The organism is Sulfuricaulis limicola (genome assembly GCF_002355735.1).
Lineage (GTDB): Bacteria > Pseudomonadota > Gammaproteobacteria > Acidiferrobacterales > Sulfurifustaceae > Sulfuricaulis > Sulfuricaulis limicola.
Genome location: NZ_AP014879.1, coordinates 2,353,673 through 2,375,630, shown reverse-complemented (window position 1 = coordinate 2,375,630; position 21,958 = coordinate 2,353,673). Strand labels below are relative to the sequence as shown.

The window sequence follows — 21,958 nt, the reverse complement described above, 5'->3', positions numbered from 1 at the left end:
ACCTGCAACAAGGAGGAAGCGATGAACAAGAAAACAATCAAATCGAAATCCGCCGGCTCGAAGAATTCCGCGCGCGCGATGTCCCGCCGGAAATTCCTCACGGCCACGGCGGCTTCCGTTGGTGGTGCAGCGGCGATCGGATTTCCCGCCATCGTCAAGGCACAGGTAACCAGCATGCGCTGGCAGAGCACGTGGCCGGCGAAGGACATCTTCCACGAGTACGCGCTCGACTTCGCCAAGAAGGTGAATGACATGACCGGCGGCGAGCTCAAGATCGAAGTGCTGCCGGCGGGCGCGGTGGTGCCGGCCTTCGGCCTGCTGGATGCGGTGTCAAAGGGCACGCTCGACGGCGGTCACGGCGTGCTGGTGTATCACTACGGCAAACAGAACGCCCTGGCGCTGTGGGGCTCCGGCCCCGCTTTCGGCATGGACGCCAACATGCTGCTTGCCTGGCACAAGTACGGCGGCGGCAAGGAACTGCTGGAGAAACTCTACAAATCGATCGGTGCCAACGTGGTTTCGTTCCCGTACGGTCCGATGCCGACGCAGCCGCTCGGCTGGTTCAAGAAGCCGATCACCAAGGTAGGGGATTTCAAGGGCCTCAAGTTCCGTACCGTGGGCATTTCGATTGACGTGTTCACCGCTCTCGGCGCGGCGGTCAACGCCCTGCCCGGCGGCGAGATCGTGCCGGCCATGGACCGCGGGCTGCTGGATGCGGCCGAGTTCAATAATGCCAGCTCCGATCGTCTGCTCGGCTTCCCGGACGTGTCCAAGGTGTGCATGCTGCAGAGCTATCACCAGAACGCCGAGCAGTTCGAGATCATGTTCAACAAGGACAAGTTCAATGCCTTGCCGGACAAGATGAAGGCCATCATCGAGAACGCAGTGGAAGCTGCGTCGGCGGATATGTCGTGGAAAGCGGTTCATCGCTACTCGCAGGACTATGCCGATATGCAGACCAAGCAGGGCGTCAAGTTCTACAAGACCCCTGACGCCATATTGCAGCAACAGCTTACCGGCTACGACGCGGCGGCGGCCAAGCGCACGGCGGACAACCCGCTGTTCAAGGAGATCGCCGATTCGCAGAAGGCGTTCGCCGAGCGCGCGGTACGCTGGGATCTCGACACCAACGTCAACCGGCGCATGGCCTACAACCATTACTTCGCGGGCAAGAAAGCGGCTCCCAAGAAGGGCTGAAACATGCGTTAGCGGAGACACCATCCGGCCGCGCCGGATGGTGTCTTTTCTTTGGAATGTTCAGGACGGGGCGCTGATGGCAAAATGATCTGGTTTCGGGCCGTGGGCGCGGAGGTTTGAACATGCAAAAGATTCTGCTGTTTGTCGACAGGTTGAGCACCTGGGCCGGCCAGGCCTTCTCCTGGCTGATTATTCTGCTCACGCTGCATATCTCGTGGGAGGTGTTTGCCCGTTACGTCCTCGATTCCCCGCGTGCTTGGGCCTTTGACGCCATGATCATGATGTACGGGACGCTGTTCATGATGGCCGGGGCCTATACGTTGTCGAAGGGCGGTCATGTGCGCGGTGACGTTCTTTACGGTTTCTTCCGGCCACGCACCCAGGCCACCATCGACCTCGTGCTCTATATCGTATTCTTCATTCCGGGCGTGATGGCGCTCGTCTGGGCCGGTTACTCCTATGCCGCCGATTCCTGGGCGATCAACGAACATTCGACCATCACCTACGAAGGCCCGCCGATCTATCCGTTCAAGACCGTTATTCCCGTTGCCGGGGCGATCCTGCTGTTGCAGGGTTTCGTCGAGATCGTGCGCTGCGTCATCTGCCTGAAACAGGGCCAGTGGCCGTCGCGCGAGCAGGATGTCGAGGAAGTGGATATCGGCAAGCTGAAGGAAATGGTGCACGTCAAGGACGAGGATATCCAGAAACTCGACGAACTGGTGACGCCCAAGGAGCCGCGCCCGTGAAGCTGCGCAAGGAGCTCTGGTTCGGCCTCACGCTGATGGCGATCATCGTCGGTATGGTGATCCTATTCACGCCCTGGGGCCATCTCACCAACGGTCACCTCGGATTGATCATGCTGGCATTGATCGTGGTGGCCATCATGCTCGGTTTTCCCACGGCTTTCACGCTCATGGGCATGGGCGTGTTTTTCGCCTGGCTGGCGTATCGCAGCGTCAATCCCGATCTGGCGGTACAGCAGGTGCTCGACCTCATGGTGCAGCGCGCTTACGGCGTGATGTCGAATGACGTGCTGACTGCGGTGCCGTTGTTCGTGTTCATGGGTTACCTGGTTGAGCGTTCCGCATTGATCGACAGGTTGTTCAAGAGCCTGCACCTCGCTATGGCCGACGTGCCGGGTTCGCTGGCGGTGGCCACCATCGTCACCTGCGCCGTGTTCGCCACGGCGACCGGCATCGTCGGCGCGGTGGTGACACTGATGGGCCTGCTGGCGTTTCCGGCCATGCTCAAGGCGCGTTACAACGTTTCGGTGTCGGCGGGCGCGATCACGGCGGGCGGCTGTCTCGGCATCTTGATCCCGCCTTCGATCCTGCTGATCGTCTATGGCGCCACTGCCGGCGTTTCGGTGGTGCAGCTCTACGCCGGCGCCTTTTTCCCCGGCATCATGCTCGCGGGGCTCTACGTGGCTTACGTCATCATATTGGCGAAGCTCAAGCCGAGCCTCATGCCGCCGCTGCCGGAGAGCGAGCGGTACGTCGAACTGCCGGCGTTCGCACAGCAACTGGCGGGCCGCGGCCGCCACGCGGTGGTCGGCGTTGCGCGCGCGCTTCGTGGCGGCACCACCGTGACGAAACGCACCGCCGCGGTACAGTTGCTGATCATGATGCTCCCGGCGCTCGCGGTTGTCGCGCTGCTCGCCGTCGGCTACCGCTCGGCGACGGCGCCGGAGGTGAAGGTGGATACTACGGGGCTGGTCGAGACCGGCGCCGGTCTCGCGGCGGATGCTGAAGCGGAGTCGGCCGGCTCCGCCGGCCAGTCTCAGGCCGAGGAGTCGGGAACGGGATTGCAGGAGCCTCCGCCGGAAGAGTCCGGAACCGGGCTTCAGGAACCGCCGGCCGAAGAATCAGCAACGGGGCTTCAGGAACCGCCGCCGGAAGAACCGAAAGCGCTGGCCGTCCCGCCCGGCGCTGAAGAAATTGCACCGGCAGCGCCGGAATCGGCAGCGCCGGCCACGGCTGCCGAGCCAGCCGGGCGCCTGCCGGTACCCACCGGGTTCTGGATCACGCTCGGAGTCTGTGTCGCGGCTCTCGCCTACATTTATCTGCGCTGGAACTGGGAACGACATGAGGTGTTCAAGAGACTGCTCATCTCTTTCTTTCCGCTGACGATCCTGATCCTGGCCGTGCTCGGTTCCATCGTGTTCGGCCTGGCCACGCCCACCGAGGCGGCGGCGATCGGCGCCTTCGGCGGCTTCGTGCTCGCGGCAATATACCGCTTCCTCGAGCATTGGCGCACGGCGCGAAGCAATGGCAGGAATCCGGCGAGCGCGGTCATGGCCACCGTGAAGGAGCTCGGTGCGATCACCAAGGAATCGTCGTTTCTCACCGCCAAGACCAGCGCCATGGTCTGCTGGCTGTTCGTCGGTTCGGCCATTTTCTCGGCGGCCTTTGCCCTGCTCGGCGGCCAGGAAGTGGTCGAGAAATGGGTGCTGTCGCTCGATCTGACGCCGACCCAGTTCCTGATCCTGGCGCAGTTCATCATCTTCGTGCTGGGTTGGCCGCTGGAGTGGACCGAGATCATCATCATTTTCATGCCGATCTTCATTCCGCTGCTCACCCATTTCCAGATCGACCCGCTGTTCTTCGGCCTGCTGGTCGCACTTAACCTGCAGACGGCGTTCCTGTCGCCACCGGTGGCGATGGCGGCGTTCTACCTCAAGGGCGTCGCCCCGGCGCATGTCACGCTCAACCAGATCTTCGGCGGCATGCTGCCGTTCATGGGCATCCAGATTCTTGCGATCGTGCTGTTGTACGTGTTCCCGGAGATCGGGCTGTGGCTCCCGCACGTGCTCTACGACAGATAGTCCTCCATGACACGGTTGCAGGTACTCGTCACGCGCGAAGTCTTCCCGGAGACACTGGATTGTCTGGCACGCCACTTCGAGGTTGAGGCGAACCCGTCCGATACGCCGTTCACGCCGGCGCAACTTGCCGAACGGCTGAGCAGCAAGGACGGCGCGCTCATCACACTCACCGAGCGCATCGACGCGGTGCTGCTGGCGCGCTGCCCGAAACTGCGGGCGGTGTGCAACATCGCCGTTGGTTTCAACAACATCGATCTCAATGCCTGTCAGGCACGCGGTGTCATGGCCACCAACACGCCCGGTGTGCTGGACGATTCCACGGCGGATTTCACCTGGGCGCTGATCCTGGCCACGGCGCGCCGCGTGACCGAGGCGGAACAATACCTGCGTGCCGGCCAATGGACCGGCTGGAAGCTGAAACAGTTCCTCGGCGTCGACGTGCACCACGCGACACTCGGCATCCTCGGCATGGGTCGCGTCGGTCAGGCGGTGGCGCGCCGCGCCCGCGGTTTCGACATGAACGTGCTGTACCACAATTCGCGCCGTCTGTCGGCGGAAGTGGAAAAAAGCTGTCACGCGGCGTATGTAGACATGGATGAACTGCTCGCGCGCGCCGACATTCTTACCGTGCACACGCCGTATTCGCCGGCCACGCATCATATTCTGGGCGCGGCGCAGTTCGCGAAAATGAAACCCGGCGCCATCCTCATCAACGCCGCGCGCGGTGGCGTGGTCGATGACGCGGCGCTCATCGAGGTGCTGAAGCGCGGCCCCCTCGCCGCCGCCGGCCTCGACGTGTTCGAGAACGAGCCGGCGCTGCATCCGGATTTCCTGAAGCTCACCAACGTCGTGTTGACTCCCCATATCGCCAGCTCTTCCGAGGCCACGCGCCGCCGCATGGCGATGCTGGCGGCGGAGAATCTGGTGGCGGCGCTGACCACGGGCAAGCCACCCAATCTGTTGACGCCGCCCGCCTGAATGGGGGACCTGCACCATCTGGGCGTCAAGGATGCCCTGCGCGGCCTGGCCGAGGGTCGGTTCACCTGCGAGGACCTGGTGCGCGATTGCCTGGTGCAGATCGCGCGGCTCGATCCGAAAATCGAAGCCTGGGTCTGGCTCAAGTCCGAGGCGGCGCTGGAGCGGGCGCGCGCGGCCGATCGCCACCGGCAGGCTGGTCAGCCCGGCGCGCTGCTGGGCATCCCGGTCGGCGTGAAGGATATTATCGATGTGCAGGGCCTGCCGACGCGCATGGGCTCGCCCGCCTTTGAGGATTACCTGCCGACCTTGTCCGCACGCGTGGTGCGGCGGCTGGAGGAAGCCGGCGCGGTGATGCTGGGCAAAACCGTGACGGCGGAACTGGCCTATTATGTTCCCGGCAAGACACGCAACCCGTGGAACCCGGCGCACACGCCGGGCGGTTCCTCGAGCGGTTCGGCCGCGGCGGTGGCGGCGCATTTTGTCCCTGCCGCCATCGGCACCCAGACCAACGGTTCCGTCATCCGTCCCGCGGCGTTTTGCGGCGTGATCGGCTACAAGCCCAGCGCCGGCCTGATCTCGCGCGCCGGCATTCTCAAGTTCAGCCACACGCTGGATCAGGTCGGGGTGTTCGCGCGCAACGTGGCGGATGCCGCGGTGGTGGCGAGCGCCCTGATGGGGTATGCGCAGGACGACCCCGACAGCCTGTCCGATTTCGCCCAGGTACCGCGCGAGCTCGACCCCCGGTTGCTGTTCCACCCACCGCGGCTGGCAACCGTGCGCACGTCGGCCTGGTCGCTGGTGGACGCCGATCAGCAGGAAAATTTCTCCCGGAGCATTGTCGCGCTGCGCCGGGCCGGCGCGTCCATCGAAGCCGGCGTGCTTCCCGACGCCTTTGCCGGGGCGCACGATGTGCATCGCACCATCATGCACTACGAGGGCGCGCGGGCGTTTGCCCATTTGCAGCAGCAACATCGCGACCTTCTGAGCGCCGAGATCAACCGCCTGATCGACGAGGGCCTGAAGATTCCGGAGCCCGCGTATCACGCGGCACTGGAGAGCCGCACCCGGCTGCGTGGCGAGCTGGGCGATTTCATGCATCGTTACGACGCCGTGCTGACGCCGCCGGCGCGCGGCGAGGCCCCGGCCACGCTGGCGCACACCGGCGATCCCCAGTTCTGCACCATCTGGACGTTGTGCGGCGTGCCGGCGATCACCCTTCCTTCCGGACTGGGCGAGCACGGCCTGCCGCTCGGGTTGCAGGTGGTCGGGGGCTATTTGCAGGATGCGCGCCTGTTGCAGGTGGCGCAGTGGTGCCAGGGGCAGCTCGGTTTCCGGCATAATCCGCCGGAGATAAATGAATAATTCTTTGCCACAGAGCACACAGAGTTCACAGAGAAAAAAAAGTATTTGAATTAATTAGCTCTGTGATCTCTGTGGCTAAATCACTCATATAAGGAGCTACGACGATGGCGATGAAACTCGGATTCATCGGGCTCGGGATCATGGGCCGGCCGATGGCGCTGAATCTGCGCCGCGCCGGGCACGCGCTGTGGGTGCACGGGCGCCGGCCGGTGACGATGGAGGTGCTGGTGGAGGCCGGCGCGCAGGCCTGTCGTTCGGTCGCGGACGTGGCCGTGAATGCCGAGATCATTTTCATCATGGTCTCGGACACGCCCGACGTGGAAAATATCGTGCTCGGCGAGACCGGCCTGATTCATCGGCTGCGTGCCGGGCAGGTGATTGTGGACATGAGCACCATCTCGCCGGCCAGCACACGCCGGCTGGCGCAGGAGCTGGAGACGCGCGGCGTCGAGATGCTGGATGCGCCGGTGTCGGGTGGCGAGATCGGCGCCATCAATGCCAACCTGTCGATCATGGTCGGCGGCAGGGAAACAACCTTCCAGCGCGTGAAACCGCTGTTCGACGTCCTCGGCAAGAACGTGGTGCACGTGGGCGATCACGGCGCCGGGCAGGTGGCCAAGGCCTGCAATCAGATCGTGGCGGCGCTCACGATCGAGGCGGTGAGTGAGGCGTTGACCTTTGCGCGCCGCAACGGCGTGGACGCCGCCCGGGTGCGCGCGGCGCTGATGGGGGGTTTTGCCGGCAGCAAGATCCTGGAAGTGCACGGCCAGCGCATGCTCGACAACGACTTCAAGCCCGGTTTCAAGGTGAAGCTGCACCAGAAGGACCTGCGTATCGTCATCGAGGACGCGCACCGGCTGGGCATCGGCCTGCCGGGCGCGGCGCTGGTGGCGCAACATCTGAACGCGCTCATGGGCAGCGGTGACGGCGAGCTGGATTCCAGCGCCATCGTCAAGGTCATCGAGCGGATGTCGGGAACGCGCTGAACGCAGCAGGCCCCTGTGCGACCGCGCGAGGCTATACCGCTTCGCGCCATGCAGATATCATTTCGTCATGCTGTGCGCTATTTGCAATGCACCGGCTTTTCGGGGAGGCGAAAATTAATAACTCATCCAGTGTTGTTGGCCTGTCTGCCATTCCAGTTGGCCTCGGCCAGATCTCCGGTTCAGGAAATCCCTTTCCATGGACTTGATGCAGTGGGTGGCGCTCGCGGTGTTCGTTGTCACGATCCTGGTCGTGATCAGCAACGTTGTCGACAATGCCGTGGCCGCCATGGTGGGAGCCTCGCTGATGATCTGGATCGGTGTCATGAGCGAGATCGACGCCTTCCAGTACGTGGACTGGAACGTGATGGCGATCCTCGTCAGCATCTGGGTCATCGCCGGTTACTTCGGCAAGACCGGCGTGCCAAGCTGGCTCGCGCTGCAGGCGTTGCGTCTCTCCGGGGGGCGGCCCGGCCTGCTGGTCATGCTGCTCTCGGTGCTGGCGGGCGTGATCTCGATGTTCGTGGACAACGTGGTGACCATCCTGATGATGGCGCCGGTGGCGCTGCCGCTGGCGCGGGCGCTGAAGATTCCGATCACGCCCCTCATCCTCATGATCGGTTTCAGCGCCAACTTCATGGGCACGGCGCTGCTGCTCGGTGATCTGCCGCCGCAGATGCTCCACAGTGTTTCCGGCGCGGAGTTCGGGGATTTCATCTGGCAGTTCGGCCGGCCGTCCTCGTTTCCGATTCTCATGGTGACCTTCGCGATCACCCTCGGTGCCATGTACGCGTATGGTTTCCGCGCCATCGGGCGTCGCGTGACGTCAGCCGGGGACGTCGGCATCGAAGCCAGAATCCCGGACCCGCTGTTCGCGACGCTGGTGGTGGGGTGGTTCCTGCTCACGGTGCTGGCTATGGCTTTCCGGGAGGTGTTGCAGATGAAGCTGGGATTCATCGCGCTCACCGGTGCCGTGACGCTGGTGCTGTTGCTGGAATTGCTCGGCAAGCGGGTGAAGGCGCCCACATTCGAGGAGATAATTCAGGACCTCGACTGGCGCGCGATTTTCTTCTACATCGCGCTGTTTGCCCTCGTGGGCGGGCTCGAAAAGATGAAGATACTCGAGTTGCTGGCCCATGGGCTGACGCCCATCTTTCAGGCGAACCTGGCGCTGGGCGCCACGCTGCTCTACTGGGTCACCGTTCCCATCGTCGGCATGGTCGAGCATGACGCCTACATCCTTACGTTCCTCTACACGATCCGCGACTTGAAGAGCGCCGGCGTGGAATCATGGCCGCTGTGGTGGATGCTGGTGTGGGCAGGTACGCTCGGGAGCAACCTCACGATCGCCGGGGCGCCCGCGCTCTTCGTCGCGCTGGGCATCTGCGAGCGCGAGGAGCAGCGCAAGGTCTCGTTGCGCGAGTTTCTGTCCTGGAGCGTGCCGTTCACGCTGGTTGCCGCCGGCGTATGCTATGCATTCGGGATGTTGATCTGGGTTCTGCCCTACATGAAGTGAGCGGGATGCCGGCAGCACAACTTCAGCGACAAGGAGACGACATGTACAAACACATACTGATCCCGACGGACGGCTCCGCGCTTTCGCGCAAGGCGATCGCCAATGGCGTGAAGCTCGCCAAATCGCTCGGTGCCAGGGTTACCGGCTTGTTCGCCGCCCCGCCCGCCACCCCCGTGGTGTACAGGGACTTCGTGCCGGTCGACTACATGACGCCGCAGGAGCACGCCGAGATGATCGAGAAGACGGCGGCCAGATACCTCGGCATCATCGAGCAGGCGGCCAAACACGCAGGCGTCCGCTGCCGGTGCATCCACGTGACCAACGATTTTCCCGCCGACGCCATCCTCGCCGTGGCGAAGCAGCAGAAGTGCGATCTTATTTTCATGGCTTCGCACGGCCGCCACGGACTTGCCGGCGTGCTGCTCGGCAGCGAGACCCAGAAGGTGCTGACCCGGTCCAGGATTCCGGTGCTGGTCTCCCGCTAGTTTGGCGGCGCTGCGCATGCTGCGGTGCCGCCGGGTCAGCGCCTGGCGCGGTTCTCGTCGCACCGATATGACCCCTGTTAGAATGGCCCCATGTCCACGCGCGCCGAAATCCTGAAGCTGTTGTCCGATGGCAGCTTTCATTCGGGCACCGATCTGGGAAAAAAACTCGGCATCACGCGCGCCGCGGTTTGCAAGAACGTCCATCATCTCGCGCAATCGGGTCTCGAGGTTCACCGTGTGACCGGCCGCGGCTACAAACTTGAATCGCCGTTGACGCTGCTGGATCGTTCCCGGATTTTGAAGCTGATGGGCGAGACGGCAACATCGGTCCGTGACCGCCTGCATCTCCTCGACGAAGTCGATTCCACCAATCGCTGGCTCGCCGAACAGGTCGCGGTGGACGAGGACATCAACGGCGCCACCTGCGCGGCCGAGGCCCAGTCGGGCGGGCGCGGGCGGCGCGGCCGTTCCTGGGTCACGACGCCTTACTGCAATCTCATGCTGTCCATGGCCTGGCGTTTTCCTGGCGGACCCGGCCTGGTGTCGGGCCTGAGCCTGGCGGCCGGCGTCGCACTGTTGCGCGCGCTGGAGCAATACGGCGTGTCCGGCGCGGGGCTCAAGTGGCCGAATGACGTGCTGTGGGACAATCGCAAGCTCGCCGGGTTGCTGGTCGATGTCCAGGGCGAGGCGGCGGGGCCGACGCGGGTCATCCTCGGCGTGGGCATCAATGGCTACATCAGCCCGCAGGACGCCGCGCACATCGACCAGCCGTGGATCGATATGCAGGGCATCATGGGCGAGACCACCGATCGCAATCGCCTGGCGGCGCTGGTCGTGCGCCGCCTGCTGGACATGTTTCAGCTGTTCGCGGCCAGGGGCTTTGCGCCGTTTCGCGAGGAATGGGAGGAACAGCACCTGTTCCATGGCAAGCGCGTGCGCCTGATCCAGGGCGAGCGCGAGTTCACCGGCACCGCCGAGGGTATCGACGAAACCGGCGGCCTGATCGTCCGTCAGGCCAGGAACCGGCAGGTATTTCATTCCGGTGAAGTCAGCCTGAGACCTGTCCGCACCTGACGTCATTATTCTGCATGAACCTGTTAATCGATCTCGGCAACAGCCGCCTGAAGTGGGCGCAACACGCTGCCGGAGTGTGGCGCGCCGATGCGGTTTTGCTCGACAGCGAAAAAAATATCGAATCCTTGTTCGACAAGGCGTGGGGAAAAATCGAAAAACCGCAGCGCGTGATCGCATGCAGCGTTTCCAGCCCGGAGCGATTGGATGCGTTAGAACGATGGGCGCAGACGCGCTGGTCGGTCACGCCGCATATTGTGCGTCCGCAAGCGCAGCAGCTCGGCGTAAAAAATCTTTATCGCAAACCGGAACAATTGGGCGCCGACCGCTGGGCGGCTCTGATTGGTGTGCGCGGATTGACTGATTCGGCGGCGTGCGTGGTGGATGCCGGCACTGCCGTGACGGTGGAGGCACTGTCGGCCAAGGGTGAATTTCTTGGCGGCGCGATTTTTCCGGGCTTGCGGCTGTTGCGCGACAGCCTGGCGCGGGGCACGGTGGCCATTGCGCCGGCGGAAGGCAACGCGGCGGATTGTCTCGCCCGTGCCACCGCGGATGGCGTGGCGGCCGGTACCCTGTTCGGACTGGCGGGCGCGGTGGAACGTCTGATTGACGAATACCGGCGCAGCCTCGGTAAACCCATGGAGATTTTTCTCACCGGCGGTGATGCGCCGGCGCTGGCGGCGCATTTGCGCGTGCCGGCCACCATGGTGCCGGACCTGGTGCTCAAGGGCCTGGCGCGGATCGCGGACAGCCTATGAAACTCAAATGGATTTTCGCCGCGCTGGTGCTGGCCAATATCGGGCTGTGGATGTGGGCCAGCTGGTACCAGGACGCGCCGGTGGAGGAAACGCGCGCGGCGCGTGCACCGGTGGCGCCGGAGAAAATGCGCCTGTTAAACGAACCGGGCGTGAAACTCGTGCCGCGCAAACAGCCGCCGCCGGCGAATGCGGAATTGACGGCCAGCGTGGCGCCCGCCTGTTTCCATATCGGCCCGTTTCCGGATGTCGATCTCGTGGCGCGGGCGGAGACGCGCCTGAATGAACTGCCGCTCACGTATTCCCGCCGCGCCGAGGAGACCCGCAGCGTGACCGGTTATCTCGTGTATCTCCCGCCGCTATCGTCCCCGAAGGCCGCGGAACGCAAGCGCCAGGAACTCACCCGGCTTGGGTTCAAGGATCATGCGCTGATGCAGGAGGAGGGCATGCAAAACGCCATCTCCCTCGGCCTGTTCACCGTCGAGGCCAACGCTGCCAGCCGCGTGCGCGAACTGGCGGCCAAAAAAATCCAAGCCAGGATTCAGCCGTTTCAGCAGACGCGCACGCGTTTCTGGCTGGACGTGGCCGTGCGGGCGCCGGCGGAAACGCAGGGCAAGCTCAGGCAGATCGACTGGGCGGCGAAGGACGTGCAGGTGCAGGAAATCGCGTGCCCGGCCGGCAGCAGCCCGCCGCCGGCCAAACCGCCCGGGCTGCGCGACAACGCGCCGGGCTGAGTGGGCTGCACCGCCGCGGGCGGTTATACTTGCCATGTCGTATCCGCTTTGTGCCCGCATAGCTCAGTTGGGTGAGGCGGGGATTTCACGAGAGTCCGGTGGACTCTCGCGCCGCCGAGCGCCCGCACAGGGATGTGCGGGCCGGGGTTTCAGCTGGCTGGACTGTAACGCCAGGGACGGCAGGAACGATTTCTGATTTATGCCCGCATAGCTCAGTTGGTAGAGCACCTGATTTGTAATCAGGCGGTCGGGGGTTCAAGTCCCTCTGCGGGCTCCATACATGCCATCCCTGGCGATGCATCAGTGGCGGTCAGAAGCCCCGGCCGCGCCATCCTTGCAAGAACTTCATGTCCTTGTCGAGAACGTCGAAGGACACCGTGTTCATGATGATGTAAAGAACTATCAGTATTTTTATGATAAAGATCTTGCAAGAATAGGCGTAATGGGGATGAACATCGGAGTTCGTGAAAAAGGCTTAGCCGCTGTGTTAGGTTTATTCTGACTGCGCCTGTGCGCGTCTCTACAGCACCTCGCGCACCGTTTCCATAAAGTCCTTCAAGACCGGGGACAGCCACTTATCCTTGTGCCAGATCATCAATATCCCAGTTTCCAGCGGATCGTCCGGCCACGGAAGGATGGTCATGGTTTGTTGAGCGAGTTCCTCTCTGATGGCCAACAGGGGAAACATGGCCACCCCAATCCCCTTGAACACGCATTGCTTGATGGCCTCTATGCTGTTCAGCTCGATGAAGCGCGCCGGCGCAGCCTTTCCCTCGGCCAATGCCTGTTGGAAGGTCATCTTGTAGCTACAGTCGTGTTTCGGCAAAAGGATCGTCTGGCCGGCAAGGTCGCTGATCTGCATGCTCGATAGCGCCGACAGCGGGTGGTCGGGACTCGCAACCAGCACCAGCCGCTCGAATCTCAGCACTTCGGTTTTCAATTCCGGAAACGGGATGCTGTCTGCCAGCAAGAACGCGAGGTCGGTGATCCCTGTTTTCGTCTCGTGGATCAACGCCTCGTAGGCGCAGGTGCTGACATCGAATCCTACCTTGGGGTAACGGGCCTGAAACTTGGACAACACCGATGGCAACAGGTAGGTGGCGATACTCTGGGGAATCCGGATGGAGATGGAGCCCTGCGGTTCTTCCTTGCCCGACACCTTCGACAATGTTTCCTGTTCGATATCGAGCAATTTCTGCGAATAGCCCACCAGCATGCGTCCTGCCTCGGTGAGACAGATCCGGTTGCCCAGCCGGTTAAAGAGCTTGACGTCGAGCTCCTGCTCCAGCAGCGAGATCTGCGTTGAAATCGCCGATTGGGAATAGTTCAGGATCTTGGCGGCACGATTGAAGCTCATCAGTCGCGCGACGGTTTGAAATGTCTTCAGCTGGCGTAATTCCATACGTTCGGCCTCGTTCGATATTTTCGATTGCTGCTATCGGAAACATCTGTTTGATTCGAATATATCGATTGGCTACATTATTCCAAAGAGATTGGTGAACGCGCAACTTTTGAAGGGGGTAAGGAATGGATACGAAATGCGACATCGCGACCAAACGTTTCACGGAAGGATTCCACTGTTCTCAGTCCGTGCTGGAAGCGTTTGCATCAGATTATGGGCTTGATCCGGTTCTGGCCCGGAAAATAGCCAATCCGCTTGCTGGGGGTTCCGGACTGGGCGGGGAATGTGGTGCCGTAACCGGAGCCCTGATGGTGCTTGGCTTGCATTATGGTATGGCAGAGCCTGACGATTCAGAAGCCTTTCAAAACACTTTTGAAAAAGTCGGCAGATTTGTCGAGGAATTCAAAGCCCGCCATGGCAAGCTTAACTGTCATGAGCTTATCGGGCTCAACGTGTTCAGCGAAGAAGGTCTGAAGGAATTTATGGAGAAGGACGTCAAGCTGACACAGTGCTTAAGATATGTCGAGGATGCCGTCGGAATAGTGGAAGGCATCATTAGTCGAAATCCGAAACCCGCCAAGTAGCGAGTCTCTGTTCACCCTGCCGCATGCGGCATGGGTGAGCGCCACGGGGCTGCACCAGCTTGGTGATCATGTCGCTTAAAGGCCTTCCGCAGCAGAAGCCGCCAGCTCGGCCCACTCTTCATCGGTGGGTATAAATCTAAGACAAGATTGCTTGCAATGATTCTCATCCCGGGCGCCGGCGCGAGCTTCGTGCTTCGCAATCCTTGCTTCGCACGAAGCCCAGCCCGCCCATCCCTGGGCGGGCGTTCGCGGCTAGCGCCGCTCACCCACTGGACGCTCGCGAAAACCCCGGCTCACCCCTCTGCGAGCTCCACTCATATCCTCGTCTGTAAAATATGAGGTCGCAAATTGCGACCTCATTAAAGAGCCGTCTGGTCGCAGTGGCAGGTGGGCGGCATGGCCTAAGCCCGCGCGATGAATTACAATCCCGCCCCTTTCACGAGCTGGTTTTCCCGATATTTCGCATGGAAAAGACTCCTGCTGACGCGGTCGTCACGGTCCGCAACTACTATAAATCCCTGCCCGAACGCATGGCCGCGGTGCGCGCCCGTGCCGCCCGGCCGCTGACGCTGGCAGAGAAAATCCTGTTCGCGCACAAGGCCGATCTGGCGGCCGGCCTGCCCGAGCGCGGCCAGACCACCGTCGGGCTGCATCCCGACCGCGTGGCCATGCAGGACGCCACCGCGCAGATGGCGATTCTGCAATTCATGACGGCGGGGAAGAGCGAGGCGGCGGTGCCCACCACGGTGCATTGCGATCACCTTATCCGCGCCAAGGTCGGCGCGATTAAAGATCTTGAGGTGGCTGAGAGCACGAACAAAGAGGTTTACGACTTCCTGGCCTCGGCCTCGGCCCGCTATGGCATGGGTTTCTGGAAGCCGGGTTCCGGCATCATCCACCAGGTGATCCTCGAGCATTATGCTTTTCCCGGTGGTCTCATCATCGGCACCGATTCGCACACGCCCAACGCCGGCGGTCTCGGCATGCTGGCGATCGGCGTCGGCGGCGCCGACGCCGTGGACGTCATGGTCGGCATGCCGTGGGAACTGCTGTGGCCGAAACTCGTCGGCGTGCGCCTGACGGGAAAACTCTCGGGCTGGACCAGCGGCAAGGACGTGATCCTCAAGCTCGCCGGCATGCTGACGGTAGCCGGCGGCACCAACAAGATCATCGAATATTTCGGCGACGGCACGGCATCGCTTTCCTGCACCGCCAAGGCCACCGTGACCAACATGGGCGCGGAGCTGGGCGCGACCACGTCGGTGTTCCCGTTCGACAAGCGCATGGCCGATTACTTGCGCGCTACCGGCCGCGCCGAGATCGCGAGCCTCGCCTCCAGCCTCGCCGAGCATCTGACCGCCGACGCCGAGGTGCTGGCGCATCCGGAAAAGCACTATGACGAAATCGTCGAGATCGATCTGTCGCAGCTCGAACCGCACGTGGTCGGTCCGCACACGCCCGATCTGGCGCGCCCGGTGTCGCGCATGACGGCCGACGTGCACGCGCACGACTATCCGGCCGGGCTCACGGCCACCCTCATCGGCAGTTGCACCAATTCTTCGTATGAAGACATCGGCCGCGCCGCGCATGTCGCGCGCCAGGCGAAAGCCAGGGGCCTGAAGGCGCGCGTGCCGCTCATGGTCACGCCCGGTTCGGAGCAGGTGCGCGCCACCATCGAGCGCGACGGCCTGCTGGCCGATCTCGAGGCCATCGGCGCCACGGTGCTGGCCAACGCCTGCGGGCCGTGCATCGGCCAGTGGGAGCGTAGCGACGTCGCCAAGGGCGAGAAGAACTCGATCCTGACTTCATACAATCGCAATTTCCCCAAGCGCAACGACGGTAACCCGAGCACGCATGCCTTTATCGCCAGCCCCGAGGTGGTGGTGGCCTATGCCCTGACCGGGCGGCTCGATTCCGACCCGATCCACGAGGGCGTGATATTTGACGGCAACCTGCTCAAGCTCGAGGCGCCGAGCGCCGCCGAGCTGCCGCTCAAGGGCTTCGACGCCGGCCGCGACGGCTATGTGGCGCCCGCGGAGCAGGCGGGTTCGGCCAGCGTGACGGTGAATCCCAAGAGCGAGCGCCTGGCCCTGCTTGAGCCGTTCGAGCCGGTGGACAAGGTCGCGGGTTATCAGAACCTGCCGGTATTGCTGAAGGCGCGCGGCAAATGTACCACCGACCATATTTCACCGGCCGGCCCCTGGCTCAAGTTCCGCGGCCATCTCGATCGCATCAGCGACAACATGTTCTCCGGGGCGGAAAACGCCTTTACCGACAAGCCGGGTACCGGTTTCAACGTCCTGACCGGGCAGGCCGGCGAGGAGCTGCAAAAAATCGCCCGCGCCTATAAAGCCGGGGGGCTCGGCTGGGTGGCGGTGGGCGACCGCAATTACGGCGAGGGCAGCTCGCGCGAACACGCCGCCATGAGCCCCCGGTATCTCGGATGCCGCGTGGTGCTGGTGCGCAGTTTTGCCCGGATTCATGAGACCAATCTCAAAAAGCAGGGGGTATTACCGCTGACCTTTGCCGATCCCGCGGATTACGAGCGTATCCGCCGGGATGACCGCCTGGCCATTCTGGGGCTCGATAAGCTGACGCCCGGGCAGAAAATCGAGGTCAAAATTGCCCATGCGGATGGCAGTCAGGAGAGGTTTTATGCCTTGCACAGCCTGACTTCAGACCAGATCGCCTGGTTCCAGGCCGGCTCGGCACTGAACCTTATCCGCACCCAGCAGTCCCGCGGCGCTTAGTCGCGGGGAAGCATGGGAGATTGTTCAAAAAATCAAGGATATCGGTTGACAATGCGGGGTTACTCCCGCAAAATTTGCGGCTTCATTTTTTCCGGAGGGGTTCCCGAGCGGCCAAAGGGATCAGACTGTAAATCTGACGGCTCTGCCTTCGGTGGTTCGAATCCACCCCCCTCCACCAGGTTGGGGGCGAGATGAACTGTGCGAAGAAGGGCGGGGCGGGTTCATCTATAAACAAACATCCAAAGCGGGTGTAGTTCAATGGTAGAACCTCAGCCTTCCAAGCTGATGATGCGGGTTCGATTCCCGCTACCCGCTCCAGTTCAGGCTGGGCTTTTTGAATATCGCCCATATAGCTCAGTCGGTAGAGCACTTCCTTGGTAAGGAAGAGGTCATCGGTTCGATTCCGATTATGGGCTCCAGATTTTTTGACAAGTGATTGCAGAACACATTTTTAACTCATAGCGAGAAATAAAAGAGGCATCCCGTGTCCAAGGAAAAATTCTCCCGCACCAAACCGCACCTCAACGTCGGCACCATCGGCCACGTCGACCACGGCAAGACCACGCTCACCGCGGCCCTGACCAAGGTGCTGGCCGCCAAGTTCGGCGGCGAGGTCCGGAACTACGACCAGATCGACAACGCCCCGGAAGAACGCGAGCGCGGCATCACCATCTCCACCACCCACGTGGAATACCAGTCGGAGAAGCGCCACTACGCCCACGTCGACTGCCCGGGCCACGCCGACTACGTCAAGAACATGATCACCGGCGCCGCCCAGATGGACGGCGCCATCCTGGTGGTGTCCGCCGCCGACGGCCCCATGCCCCAGACCCGCGAACATATCCTGCTGGCCCGCCAGGTCGGCGTGCCCTACATCGTCGTGTACCTGAACAAGGCCGACATGGTCGACGACAAAGACCTCCTCGAACTGGTCCAGGAAGAAGTCAAAGACCTGCTCACCAAATACGGCTTCCCCGGCGACAAGACCCCGATCGTCATCGGCAGCGCCCTGAAAGCCCTCGAAGGCGACCAGTCCGAACTCGGCGAACCCTCGATCGTGAAACTGTCCGAGGCCCTGGACTCCTATATCCCGCAGCCCCAGCGCGCCATCGACGGCCCCTTCCTCATGCCCATCGAAGACGTGTTCTCCATCTCCGGCCGCGGCACCGTCGTCACCGGCAGAATCGAACGCGGCATCGTCAAAGTGGGCGATGAAATCGAGATCGTCGGCATCAAGCCCACCACCAAGACCACCGTCACCGGCGTGGAGATGTTCCGGAAACTCTTGGATCAGGGCGAAGCCGGCGACAACGTCGGCGTGCTCCTGCGCGGCACCAAGCGCGAAGAAGTCGAACGCGGCCAGGTCCTGGCCAAGCCCGGCAGCATCACCCCGCACACCAAGTTCGAAGCCGAGGTGTACGTACTGACCAAGGAAGAAGGCGGACGACACACCCCGTTCTTCCAGGGCTACCGCCCGCAGTTCTACTTTAGAACCACCGACGTGACCGGCTCCTGCGAACTGCCGAGCGGCACCGAGATGGTCATGCCCGGCGACAACATCAAGATGGTCGTCACCCTGATCAACCCCATCGCCATGGAACAGGGCCTGCGCTTCGCCATTCGCGAAGGCGGCCGGACCGTGGGGGCGGGGGTGGTGGCGAAGGTGATTGAATAGAAGTGTTTCATGTTACAGGTTTCAGGTTGCATGTCGGGAACCTGAAACCTTAATCGTGAAACCTGAAACCGTTTTAGGCCAGTAGCTCAATTGGTAGAGCGGCGGTCTCCAAAACCGCAGGTTGGGGGTTCGAGACCCTCCTGGCCTGCCAATTGACTGGCAACGAAGGAATTTAGTAGTGACAGCGGACAAACTGAAACTGATACTCGCGGTGCTGATCGTGGCAGGCGGCATCGGGGGTTTCTATTACTTCGGCGACAAACCGGCCCTGGTCCAGGTCGCCATCGTACTGGCGGCGGCCGTGCTGGCGGTGATTGTCGTCGCGCCGACGGCGTTCGGACGCAGTACCTGGGAGTTCACCAAGGGTGCGCGTCTTGAATTGCGCAAGGTCGTGTGGCCGGCCCGGAAGGAAACCATGCAGGTGACGCTGATCGTGTTCGTCATGGTGATCCTGGTGGCGGTTTACATGTGGGTGATCGACTGGGGCCTGCACAAGATAGTCAGAGTGGTTACGGGATAGGAGCGGAAATTCGATGACGATGCGCTGGTACGTGGTGCACACCTATTCCGGCTTCGAGAAGGCCGTGGTGCGCTCGCTCAAGGAGCACATCCGCAACGCCGGCATGGAAGAGAAGTTCGGCGAGATCCTGGTGCCGACCGAAGAGGTCGTGGAAATGAAAAGCGGCCAGAAACGCACCAGCGAACGCAAGTTCTTCCCGGGCTACGTGCTCGTGAAAATGGAAATGGACGACGAAACCTGGCACCTCGTGAAGGACGTGCCCAAGGTGAGCGGTTTCATCGGCGGTTCCGGCAGCAAGCCGACGCCGATCACCGACAAGGAGGCCGAGGCGATCCTGCGGCAGGTGCAGGAAGGCGTGGAGAAACCGCGCCCGAAATTCTCGTTCATGGCCGGCGAGCAGGTGCGCGTCATCGACGGTCCGTTCCAGGATTTCAACGGCACGGTCGAGGACGTCAATTACGAAAAGAACAAGCTCAAGGTGTCGGTGTCGATTTTCGGACGCCAGACGCCGGTGGAGCTGGAGTTCAGTCAGGTCGAGAAGGCGTAGGAAGGCAGTGAAAAGTGAAGAGTGAAAAGTGAATGGTTTTTCACTTTGTACTTTTAACTTTTCACTTTTAACTCGAAGTAACCGCGGGGAGGCTGACAACAGCCGCTTGCACCCGTAAGGAGTAAATTGTGGCAAAGAAAGTTTCGGCGTACATCAAGTTGCAGGTACCGGCCGGGTCGGCCAATCCGTCCCCGCCGGTGGGACCGGCGCTCGGTCAGCATGGCCTGAACATCATGGAGTTCTGCAAGCAGTTCAATGCAGCGACCCAGAAGATGGAAAAGGGCATGCCTATTCCGGTCATCATCACGGCCTTCAGCGACAAGAGCTTCACCTTCATCACCAAGACGCCGCCGGCGTCGGTGCTGATCAAGAAGGCGCTCGGGCTCGAGTCCGGCAGCGGCAACGCGCTCAAGGAGAAGGTCGGCAAGCTGTCGCGCAAGCAGATCGAGGAAATCGCCAAGATCAAGATGCCCGATCTCAATTGTTACGATCTCAATACCGCGGTGAAAATCATCGCGGGCAGCGCACGCCAGATGGGCGTGGAATGCGAGGGGGTGTGACATGGCCGGTAAACGCCTGAAAGCCCAGCTCGCGAAAGTGGACCGGATGAAGAATTATCCGCTCGACGAAGCATTGAAGATTCTCAAGACGACGGCCAGCGCCAAGTTCGACGAATCGGTGGACGTGTCCATCAATCTCGGCGTCGACGCCAAGAAGTCGGAACAGAACGTGCGCGGTACGGCCGTCATGCCGCGCGGCACCGGCAAGAAGGTGCGCGTGGCGGTATTCGCCGAAGGTGTCGCCGCCGAAGCCGCCAAAAAGGCCGGCGCCGACATCGTCGGTTTCCAGGACCTGGCGGACACCATCAAGCAGGGCAAGATCGATTTCGACCTCGCCATTGCCACGCCCGAGGCCATGCGCGTCGTCGGTCAGCTGGGCCAGATCCTCGGCCCGCGCGGACTGATGCCGAACCCGAAGGTCGGCACGGTGACGCCCAACGTGGCCAAGGCGGTTGAAAGCGCCAAGGCCGGTCAGGTCCAGTTCCGCACCGACAAGGCCGGCTTGGTGCACTGCGCCATCGGCAAGGCCTCGTTCGAGGTGGACGCGCTCAAGGAGAATTTCCTGTCGCTGATGGCGGCGCTGAACAAGGTCAAGCCCGCGACCGCCAAGGGCGTGTTCCTGAAGAAGGTGACGCTATCCACCACGATGGGCCCGGGCATCCGCCTGGACACGTCGGGATTGTAATTAAATTGTTGTAACGCGGTTGGCTTGCCAACCGCGTTCATAAGTGACTTTGGGACGCTGCGCGCCGCAGTTTGGTGTGCAGCGAAGTCAAAGACCGCAGGCGCCGAGGTGAGTGGTTAACGCCGAAGCTTAATGGAAACTGCCTGCGCAGACGGTGTGCCCGACACAGGATTACCTCCTGAAAAGGTCGCCGTTGCCTTAGTGATGTAGCAATCGGAGGTGACTCATATGAGTCTGACATTAGACGATAAAAAGGCGGTGGTCGCCGAGGTGTCCGGGAAGCTGACGGACGCGCAGGCGGCAGTGCTGGCCGAGTACCGTGGGCTGTCCGTTGCCCAGATGACCACGTTGCGCCGCAAGGCGCATGACGGCAAGGTCTATCTGCGCGTCGTGAAGAACACACTCGCCCGGCGCGCCGTGCAAGGGACGAGCTTCGAATGCCTCCAGGACCAGATGGTTGGTCCGCTGGCGTTCGCGGTGTCGTCCGATCCCGTGACGGTGGCCAAGATCCTGAGCGAGTTCGCCAAAGACAACGCGGCGCTCAAGATCAAGGCCGGCGCCATGGGCGGCAAGCTTATGTCCCTGGAGCAGATCAAGGCCTTGGCCGTTCTGCCCGGACGCGAGCAATTGCTGGCACAGCTCCTCGGCACCATGCAGGCGCCGGTCCAGAAGTTCGTCCAGACCTTGAACGAGGTCCCGGCGAAGTTCGTACGGGCCCTGGCCGCCGTGCGCGATGCCAAGGCCAGCGCCGCCTGACCGATCAATATATTTTCAAGACTTTATTCAGGAGATTTCATCATGGCCGTTTCGAAAGAAGAGATTCTTAATACCATTTCCAGCATGTCAGTGCTGGAGCTGTCCGAGTTGATCAAGGAAATGGAAACCAAGTTCGGCGTTTCCGCCGCCGCCGTTGCCGTGGCCGCCCCGGCCGCCGCCGCTGCCGCGGCCCCGGCCGAAGCCAAGGACGCATTCGACGTGATCCTGACCGCTTCGGGCGACAACAAGGTTGCTGTCATCAAGGCCGTCCGTGCCGTGACCACCCTGGGTCTGAAGGAAGCCAAGGACCTGGTGGAAGGCGCACCGCAGACCGTGAAGGAAGCCGTGCCCAAGGCCGACGCCGAGAAGATGAAGAAGGAACTCGAGGCCGCCGGCGCCAAGGTTGAGCTCAAGTAACCTGGTGCAGGTTGGCGGTTCATCCGTTGTCGGCGGGTGAATCTGTGCGCAGTCCATGCGGGTTGCGCCGGTGGTGTAATGCCGCCGGCGCTGTCCCGTGTTTCAAGTAAACGTCGTCGGTTGTACCGGTCCGTGACGCTGTTTCTCTTATAGAGAG

At 62.1% G+C, this 21,958-nt stretch carries 22 protein-coding genes and 5 tRNA genes; 26 read left to right on the top strand and 1 reads right to left on the bottom strand.

The annotated features are described in order from the left end of the window. The first annotated feature begins 21 nt into the window (after window positions 1-21). From SCL_RS11475 to SCL_RS14155, 13 genes are all read left to right on the top strand, one after another. Entirely contained in the window at window positions 22-1,197 is a 1,176-nt protein-coding gene (locus tag SCL_RS11475; RefSeq protein ID WP_096361336.1) for a TRAP transporter substrate-binding protein, read from the top strand. A gap of 122 nt (window positions 1,198-1,319) precedes the next feature. Continuing rightward, complete coding sequence (locus tag SCL_RS11470; protein ID WP_096361335.1) at window positions 1,320-1,943, top strand: TRAP transporter small permease subunit; 624 nt, start codon at window positions 1,320-1,322, stop codon at window positions 1,941-1,943. Window positions 1,944-1,945: 2 nt separating this feature from the next. Beyond that, window positions 1,946-4,021, top strand: coding sequence for a TRAP transporter large permease (locus SCL_RS11465; protein WP_096361962.1), 2,076 nt, complete (start codon window positions 1,946-1,948; stop codon window positions 4,019-4,021). 6 nt (window positions 4,022-4,027) lie between these two features. Beyond that, complete coding sequence (locus tag SCL_RS11460) at window positions 4,028-4,999, top strand: 2-hydroxyacid dehydrogenase (protein WP_096361334.1); 972 nt, start codon at window positions 4,028-4,030, stop codon at window positions 4,997-4,999. After that, window positions 5,000-6,361 carry an amidase gene (locus SCL_RS11455; protein ID WP_096361333.1) on the top strand — a complete coding sequence of 454 codons (1,362 nt, stop codon included), beginning with the start codon at window positions 5,000-5,002 and terminating at the stop codon, window positions 6,359-6,361. A 110-nt stretch (window positions 6,362-6,471) separates the two neighbouring features. Beyond that, complete coding sequence (locus tag SCL_RS11450) at window positions 6,472-7,347, top strand: 2-hydroxy-3-oxopropionate reductase (protein ID WP_096361961.1); 876 nt, start codon at window positions 6,472-6,474, stop codon at window positions 7,345-7,347. 196 nt (window positions 7,348-7,543) lie between these two features. After that, complete coding sequence (locus tag SCL_RS11445; protein ID WP_096361332.1) at window positions 7,544-8,860, top strand: ArsB/NhaD family transporter; 1,317 nt, start codon at window positions 7,544-7,546, stop codon at window positions 8,858-8,860. 41 nt (window positions 8,861-8,901) lie between these two features. Next, window positions 8,902-9,345 carry a universal stress protein gene (locus tag SCL_RS11440; RefSeq protein ID WP_096361331.1) on the top strand — a complete coding sequence of 148 codons (444 nt, stop codon included), beginning with the start codon at window positions 8,902-8,904 and terminating at the stop codon, window positions 9,343-9,345. Between the two features lie 90 nt (window positions 9,346-9,435). Beyond that, a complete protein-coding gene (gene birA, locus SCL_RS11435) occupies window positions 9,436-10,419 on the top strand; it encodes a bifunctional biotin--[acetyl-CoA-carboxylase] ligase/biotin operon repressor BirA (protein WP_096361330.1) in 984 nt (327 codons plus the stop codon). Window positions 10,420-10,433: 14 nt separating this feature from the next. Continuing rightward, window positions 10,434-11,174: a type III pantothenate kinase gene (locus SCL_RS11430; protein WP_096361329.1), complete on the top strand. Its 741-nt coding sequence runs from the start codon at window positions 10,434-10,436 to the stop codon at window positions 11,172-11,174. Further along, complete coding sequence (locus tag SCL_RS11425) at window positions 11,171-11,905, top strand: hypothetical protein (protein WP_096361328.1); 735 nt, start codon at window positions 11,171-11,173, stop codon at window positions 11,903-11,905. Before SCL_RS11430 ends, SCL_RS11425 begins: the two co-directional genes overlap by 4 nt. Window positions 11,906-12,106: 201 nt before the next feature. After that, window positions 12,107-12,182 (top strand) — tRNA-Thr (locus tag SCL_RS11420). A 3-nt stretch (window positions 12,183-12,185) separates the two neighbouring features. Then, a complete protein-coding gene (locus tag SCL_RS14155) occupies window positions 12,186-12,407 on the top strand; it encodes a hypothetical protein (RefSeq protein ID WP_148665085.1) in 222 nt (73 codons plus the stop codon). An 18-nt stretch (window positions 12,408-12,425) separates the two neighbouring features. Here the strand turns inward: SCL_RS14155 and SCL_RS11415 are convergent, their stop codons facing one another. Continuing rightward, window positions 12,426-13,307, bottom strand: a complete 882-nt coding sequence (locus tag SCL_RS11415) for a LysR family transcriptional regulator (RefSeq protein WP_096361327.1) — start codon at window positions 13,305-13,307, stop codon at window positions 12,426-12,428. Between the two features lie 125 nt (window positions 13,308-13,432). Between SCL_RS11415 and SCL_RS11410 the strand changes: the two genes are divergently transcribed. From SCL_RS11410 to rplL, 13 genes are all read left to right on the top strand, one after another. Then, window positions 13,433-13,891 (top strand): C-GCAxxG-C-C family protein, encoded by a 459-nt coding sequence (locus SCL_RS11410; protein ID WP_096361326.1) that lies wholly within the window; start codon window positions 13,433-13,435, stop codon window positions 13,889-13,891. 464 nt (window positions 13,892-14,355) lie between these two features. Next, complete coding sequence (locus tag SCL_RS11405; RefSeq protein WP_096361325.1) at window positions 14,356-16,641, top strand: aconitate hydratase; 2,286 nt, start codon at window positions 14,356-14,358, stop codon at window positions 16,639-16,641. Window positions 16,642-16,734: 93 nt separating this feature from the next. Then, a tRNA-Tyr gene (locus tag SCL_RS11400) sits at window positions 16,735-16,819 on the top strand. A 66-nt stretch (window positions 16,820-16,885) separates the two neighbouring features. Further along, window positions 16,886-16,959 (top strand) — tRNA-Gly (locus tag SCL_RS11395). 25 nt (window positions 16,960-16,984) lie between these two features. Then, window positions 16,985-17,060 (top strand) — tRNA-Thr (locus SCL_RS11390). Between the two features lie 65 nt (window positions 17,061-17,125). Further along, on the top strand, window positions 17,126-18,316 hold the full coding sequence (gene tuf, locus SCL_RS11385) for an elongation factor Tu (protein WP_096361314.1): 1,191 nt from the start codon (window positions 17,126-17,128) through the stop codon (window positions 18,314-18,316). 75 nt (window positions 18,317-18,391) lie between these two features. Beyond that, window positions 18,392-18,467 (top strand) — tRNA-Trp (locus SCL_RS11380). A gap of 27 nt (window positions 18,468-18,494) precedes the next feature. Further along, entirely contained in the window at window positions 18,495-18,836 is a 342-nt protein-coding gene (gene secE, locus SCL_RS11375) for a preprotein translocase subunit SecE (protein ID WP_197702618.1), read from the top strand. A gap of 13 nt (window positions 18,837-18,849) precedes the next feature. Then, window positions 18,850-19,383: a transcription termination/antitermination protein NusG gene (gene nusG, locus SCL_RS11370; RefSeq protein ID WP_096361324.1), complete on the top strand. Its 534-nt coding sequence runs from the start codon at window positions 18,850-18,852 to the stop codon at window positions 19,381-19,383. Window positions 19,384-19,511: 128 nt separating this feature from the next. Further along, window positions 19,512-19,943 carry a 50S ribosomal protein L11 gene (gene rplK / locus SCL_RS11365; protein WP_096361323.1) on the top strand — a complete coding sequence of 144 codons (432 nt, stop codon included), beginning with the start codon at window positions 19,512-19,514 and terminating at the stop codon, window positions 19,941-19,943. Window position 19,944: 1 nt separating this feature from the next. Continuing rightward, window positions 19,945-20,628, top strand: coding sequence for a 50S ribosomal protein L1 (rplA, locus tag SCL_RS11360; protein ID WP_096361322.1), 684 nt, complete (start codon window positions 19,945-19,947; stop codon window positions 20,626-20,628). Between the two features lie 228 nt (window positions 20,629-20,856). After that, window positions 20,857-21,384: a 50S ribosomal protein L10 gene (rplJ, locus tag SCL_RS11355; protein ID WP_096361321.1), complete on the top strand. Its 528-nt coding sequence runs from the start codon at window positions 20,857-20,859 to the stop codon at window positions 21,382-21,384. Window positions 21,385-21,426: 42 nt separating this feature from the next. Next, the gene (rplL, locus tag SCL_RS11350) at window positions 21,427-21,801 is read left to right on the top strand and encodes a 50S ribosomal protein L7/L12 (RefSeq protein WP_096361320.1); all 375 of its coding nucleotides are present in this window, start codon (window positions 21,427-21,429) and stop codon (window positions 21,799-21,801) included. Window positions 21,802-21,958: the final 157 nt, after the last annotated feature.

What these genes read in the sequence shown, in the direction of transcription:
- SCL_RS11475 (WP_096361336.1), top strand. Translation starts at nt 22, where the DNA reads ATGAACAAGAAAACAATCAAATCGAAATCCGCCGGCTCGAAGAATTCC.
- SCL_RS11470 (WP_096361335.1), top strand. Translation starts at nt 1,320, where the DNA reads ATGCAAAAGATTCTGCTGTTTGTCGACAGGTTGAGCACCTGGGCCGGC.
- SCL_RS11460 (WP_096361334.1), top strand. Translation starts at nt 4,028, where the DNA reads ATGACACGGTTGCAGGTACTCGTCACGCGCGAAGTCTTCCCGGAGACA.
- SCL_RS11455 (WP_096361333.1), top strand. Translation starts at nt 5,000, where the DNA reads ATGGGGGACCTGCACCATCTGGGCGTCAAGGATGCCCTGCGCGGCCTG.
- SCL_RS11450 (WP_096361961.1), top strand. Translation starts at nt 6,472, where the DNA reads ATGAAACTCGGATTCATCGGGCTCGGGATCATGGGCCGGCCGATGGCG.
- SCL_RS11445 (WP_096361332.1), top strand. Translation starts at nt 7,544, where the DNA reads ATGGACTTGATGCAGTGGGTGGCGCTCGCGGTGTTCGTTGTCACGATC.
- SCL_RS11440 (WP_096361331.1), top strand. Translation starts at nt 8,902, where the DNA reads ATGTACAAACACATACTGATCCCGACGGACGGCTCCGCGCTTTCGCGC.
- birA (WP_096361330.1), top strand. Translation starts at nt 9,436, where the DNA reads ATGTCCACGCGCGCCGAAATCCTGAAGCTGTTGTCCGATGGCAGCTTT.
- SCL_RS11430 (WP_096361329.1), top strand. Translation starts at nt 10,434, where the DNA reads ATGAACCTGTTAATCGATCTCGGCAACAGCCGCCTGAAGTGGGCGCAA.
- SCL_RS11425 (WP_096361328.1), top strand. Translation starts at nt 11,171, where the DNA reads ATGAAACTCAAATGGATTTTCGCCGCGCTGGTGCTGGCCAATATCGGG.
- SCL_RS14155 (WP_148665085.1), top strand. Translation starts at nt 12,186, where the DNA reads ATGCCATCCCTGGCGATGCATCAGTGGCGGTCAGAAGCCCCGGCCGCG.
- SCL_RS11415 (WP_096361327.1), bottom strand. Translation starts at nt 13,307, where the DNA reads ATGGAATTACGCCAGCTGAAGACATTTCAAACCGTCGCGCGACTGATG.
- SCL_RS11410 (WP_096361326.1), top strand. Translation starts at nt 13,433, where the DNA reads ATGGATACGAAATGCGACATCGCGACCAAACGTTTCACGGAAGGATTC.
- SCL_RS11405 (WP_096361325.1), top strand. Translation starts at nt 14,356, where the DNA reads ATGGAAAAGACTCCTGCTGACGCGGTCGTCACGGTCCGCAACTACTAT.
- nusG (WP_096361324.1), top strand. Translation starts at nt 18,850, where the DNA reads ATGACGATGCGCTGGTACGTGGTGCACACCTATTCCGGCTTCGAGAAG.
- rplA (WP_096361322.1), top strand. Translation starts at nt 19,945, where the DNA reads ATGGCCGGTAAACGCCTGAAAGCCCAGCTCGCGAAAGTGGACCGGATG.
- rplJ (WP_096361321.1), top strand. Translation starts at nt 20,857, where the DNA reads ATGAGTCTGACATTAGACGATAAAAAGGCGGTGGTCGCCGAGGTGTCC.
- rplL (WP_096361320.1), top strand. Translation starts at nt 21,427, where the DNA reads ATGGCCGTTTCGAAAGAAGAGATTCTTAATACCATTTCCAGCATGTCA.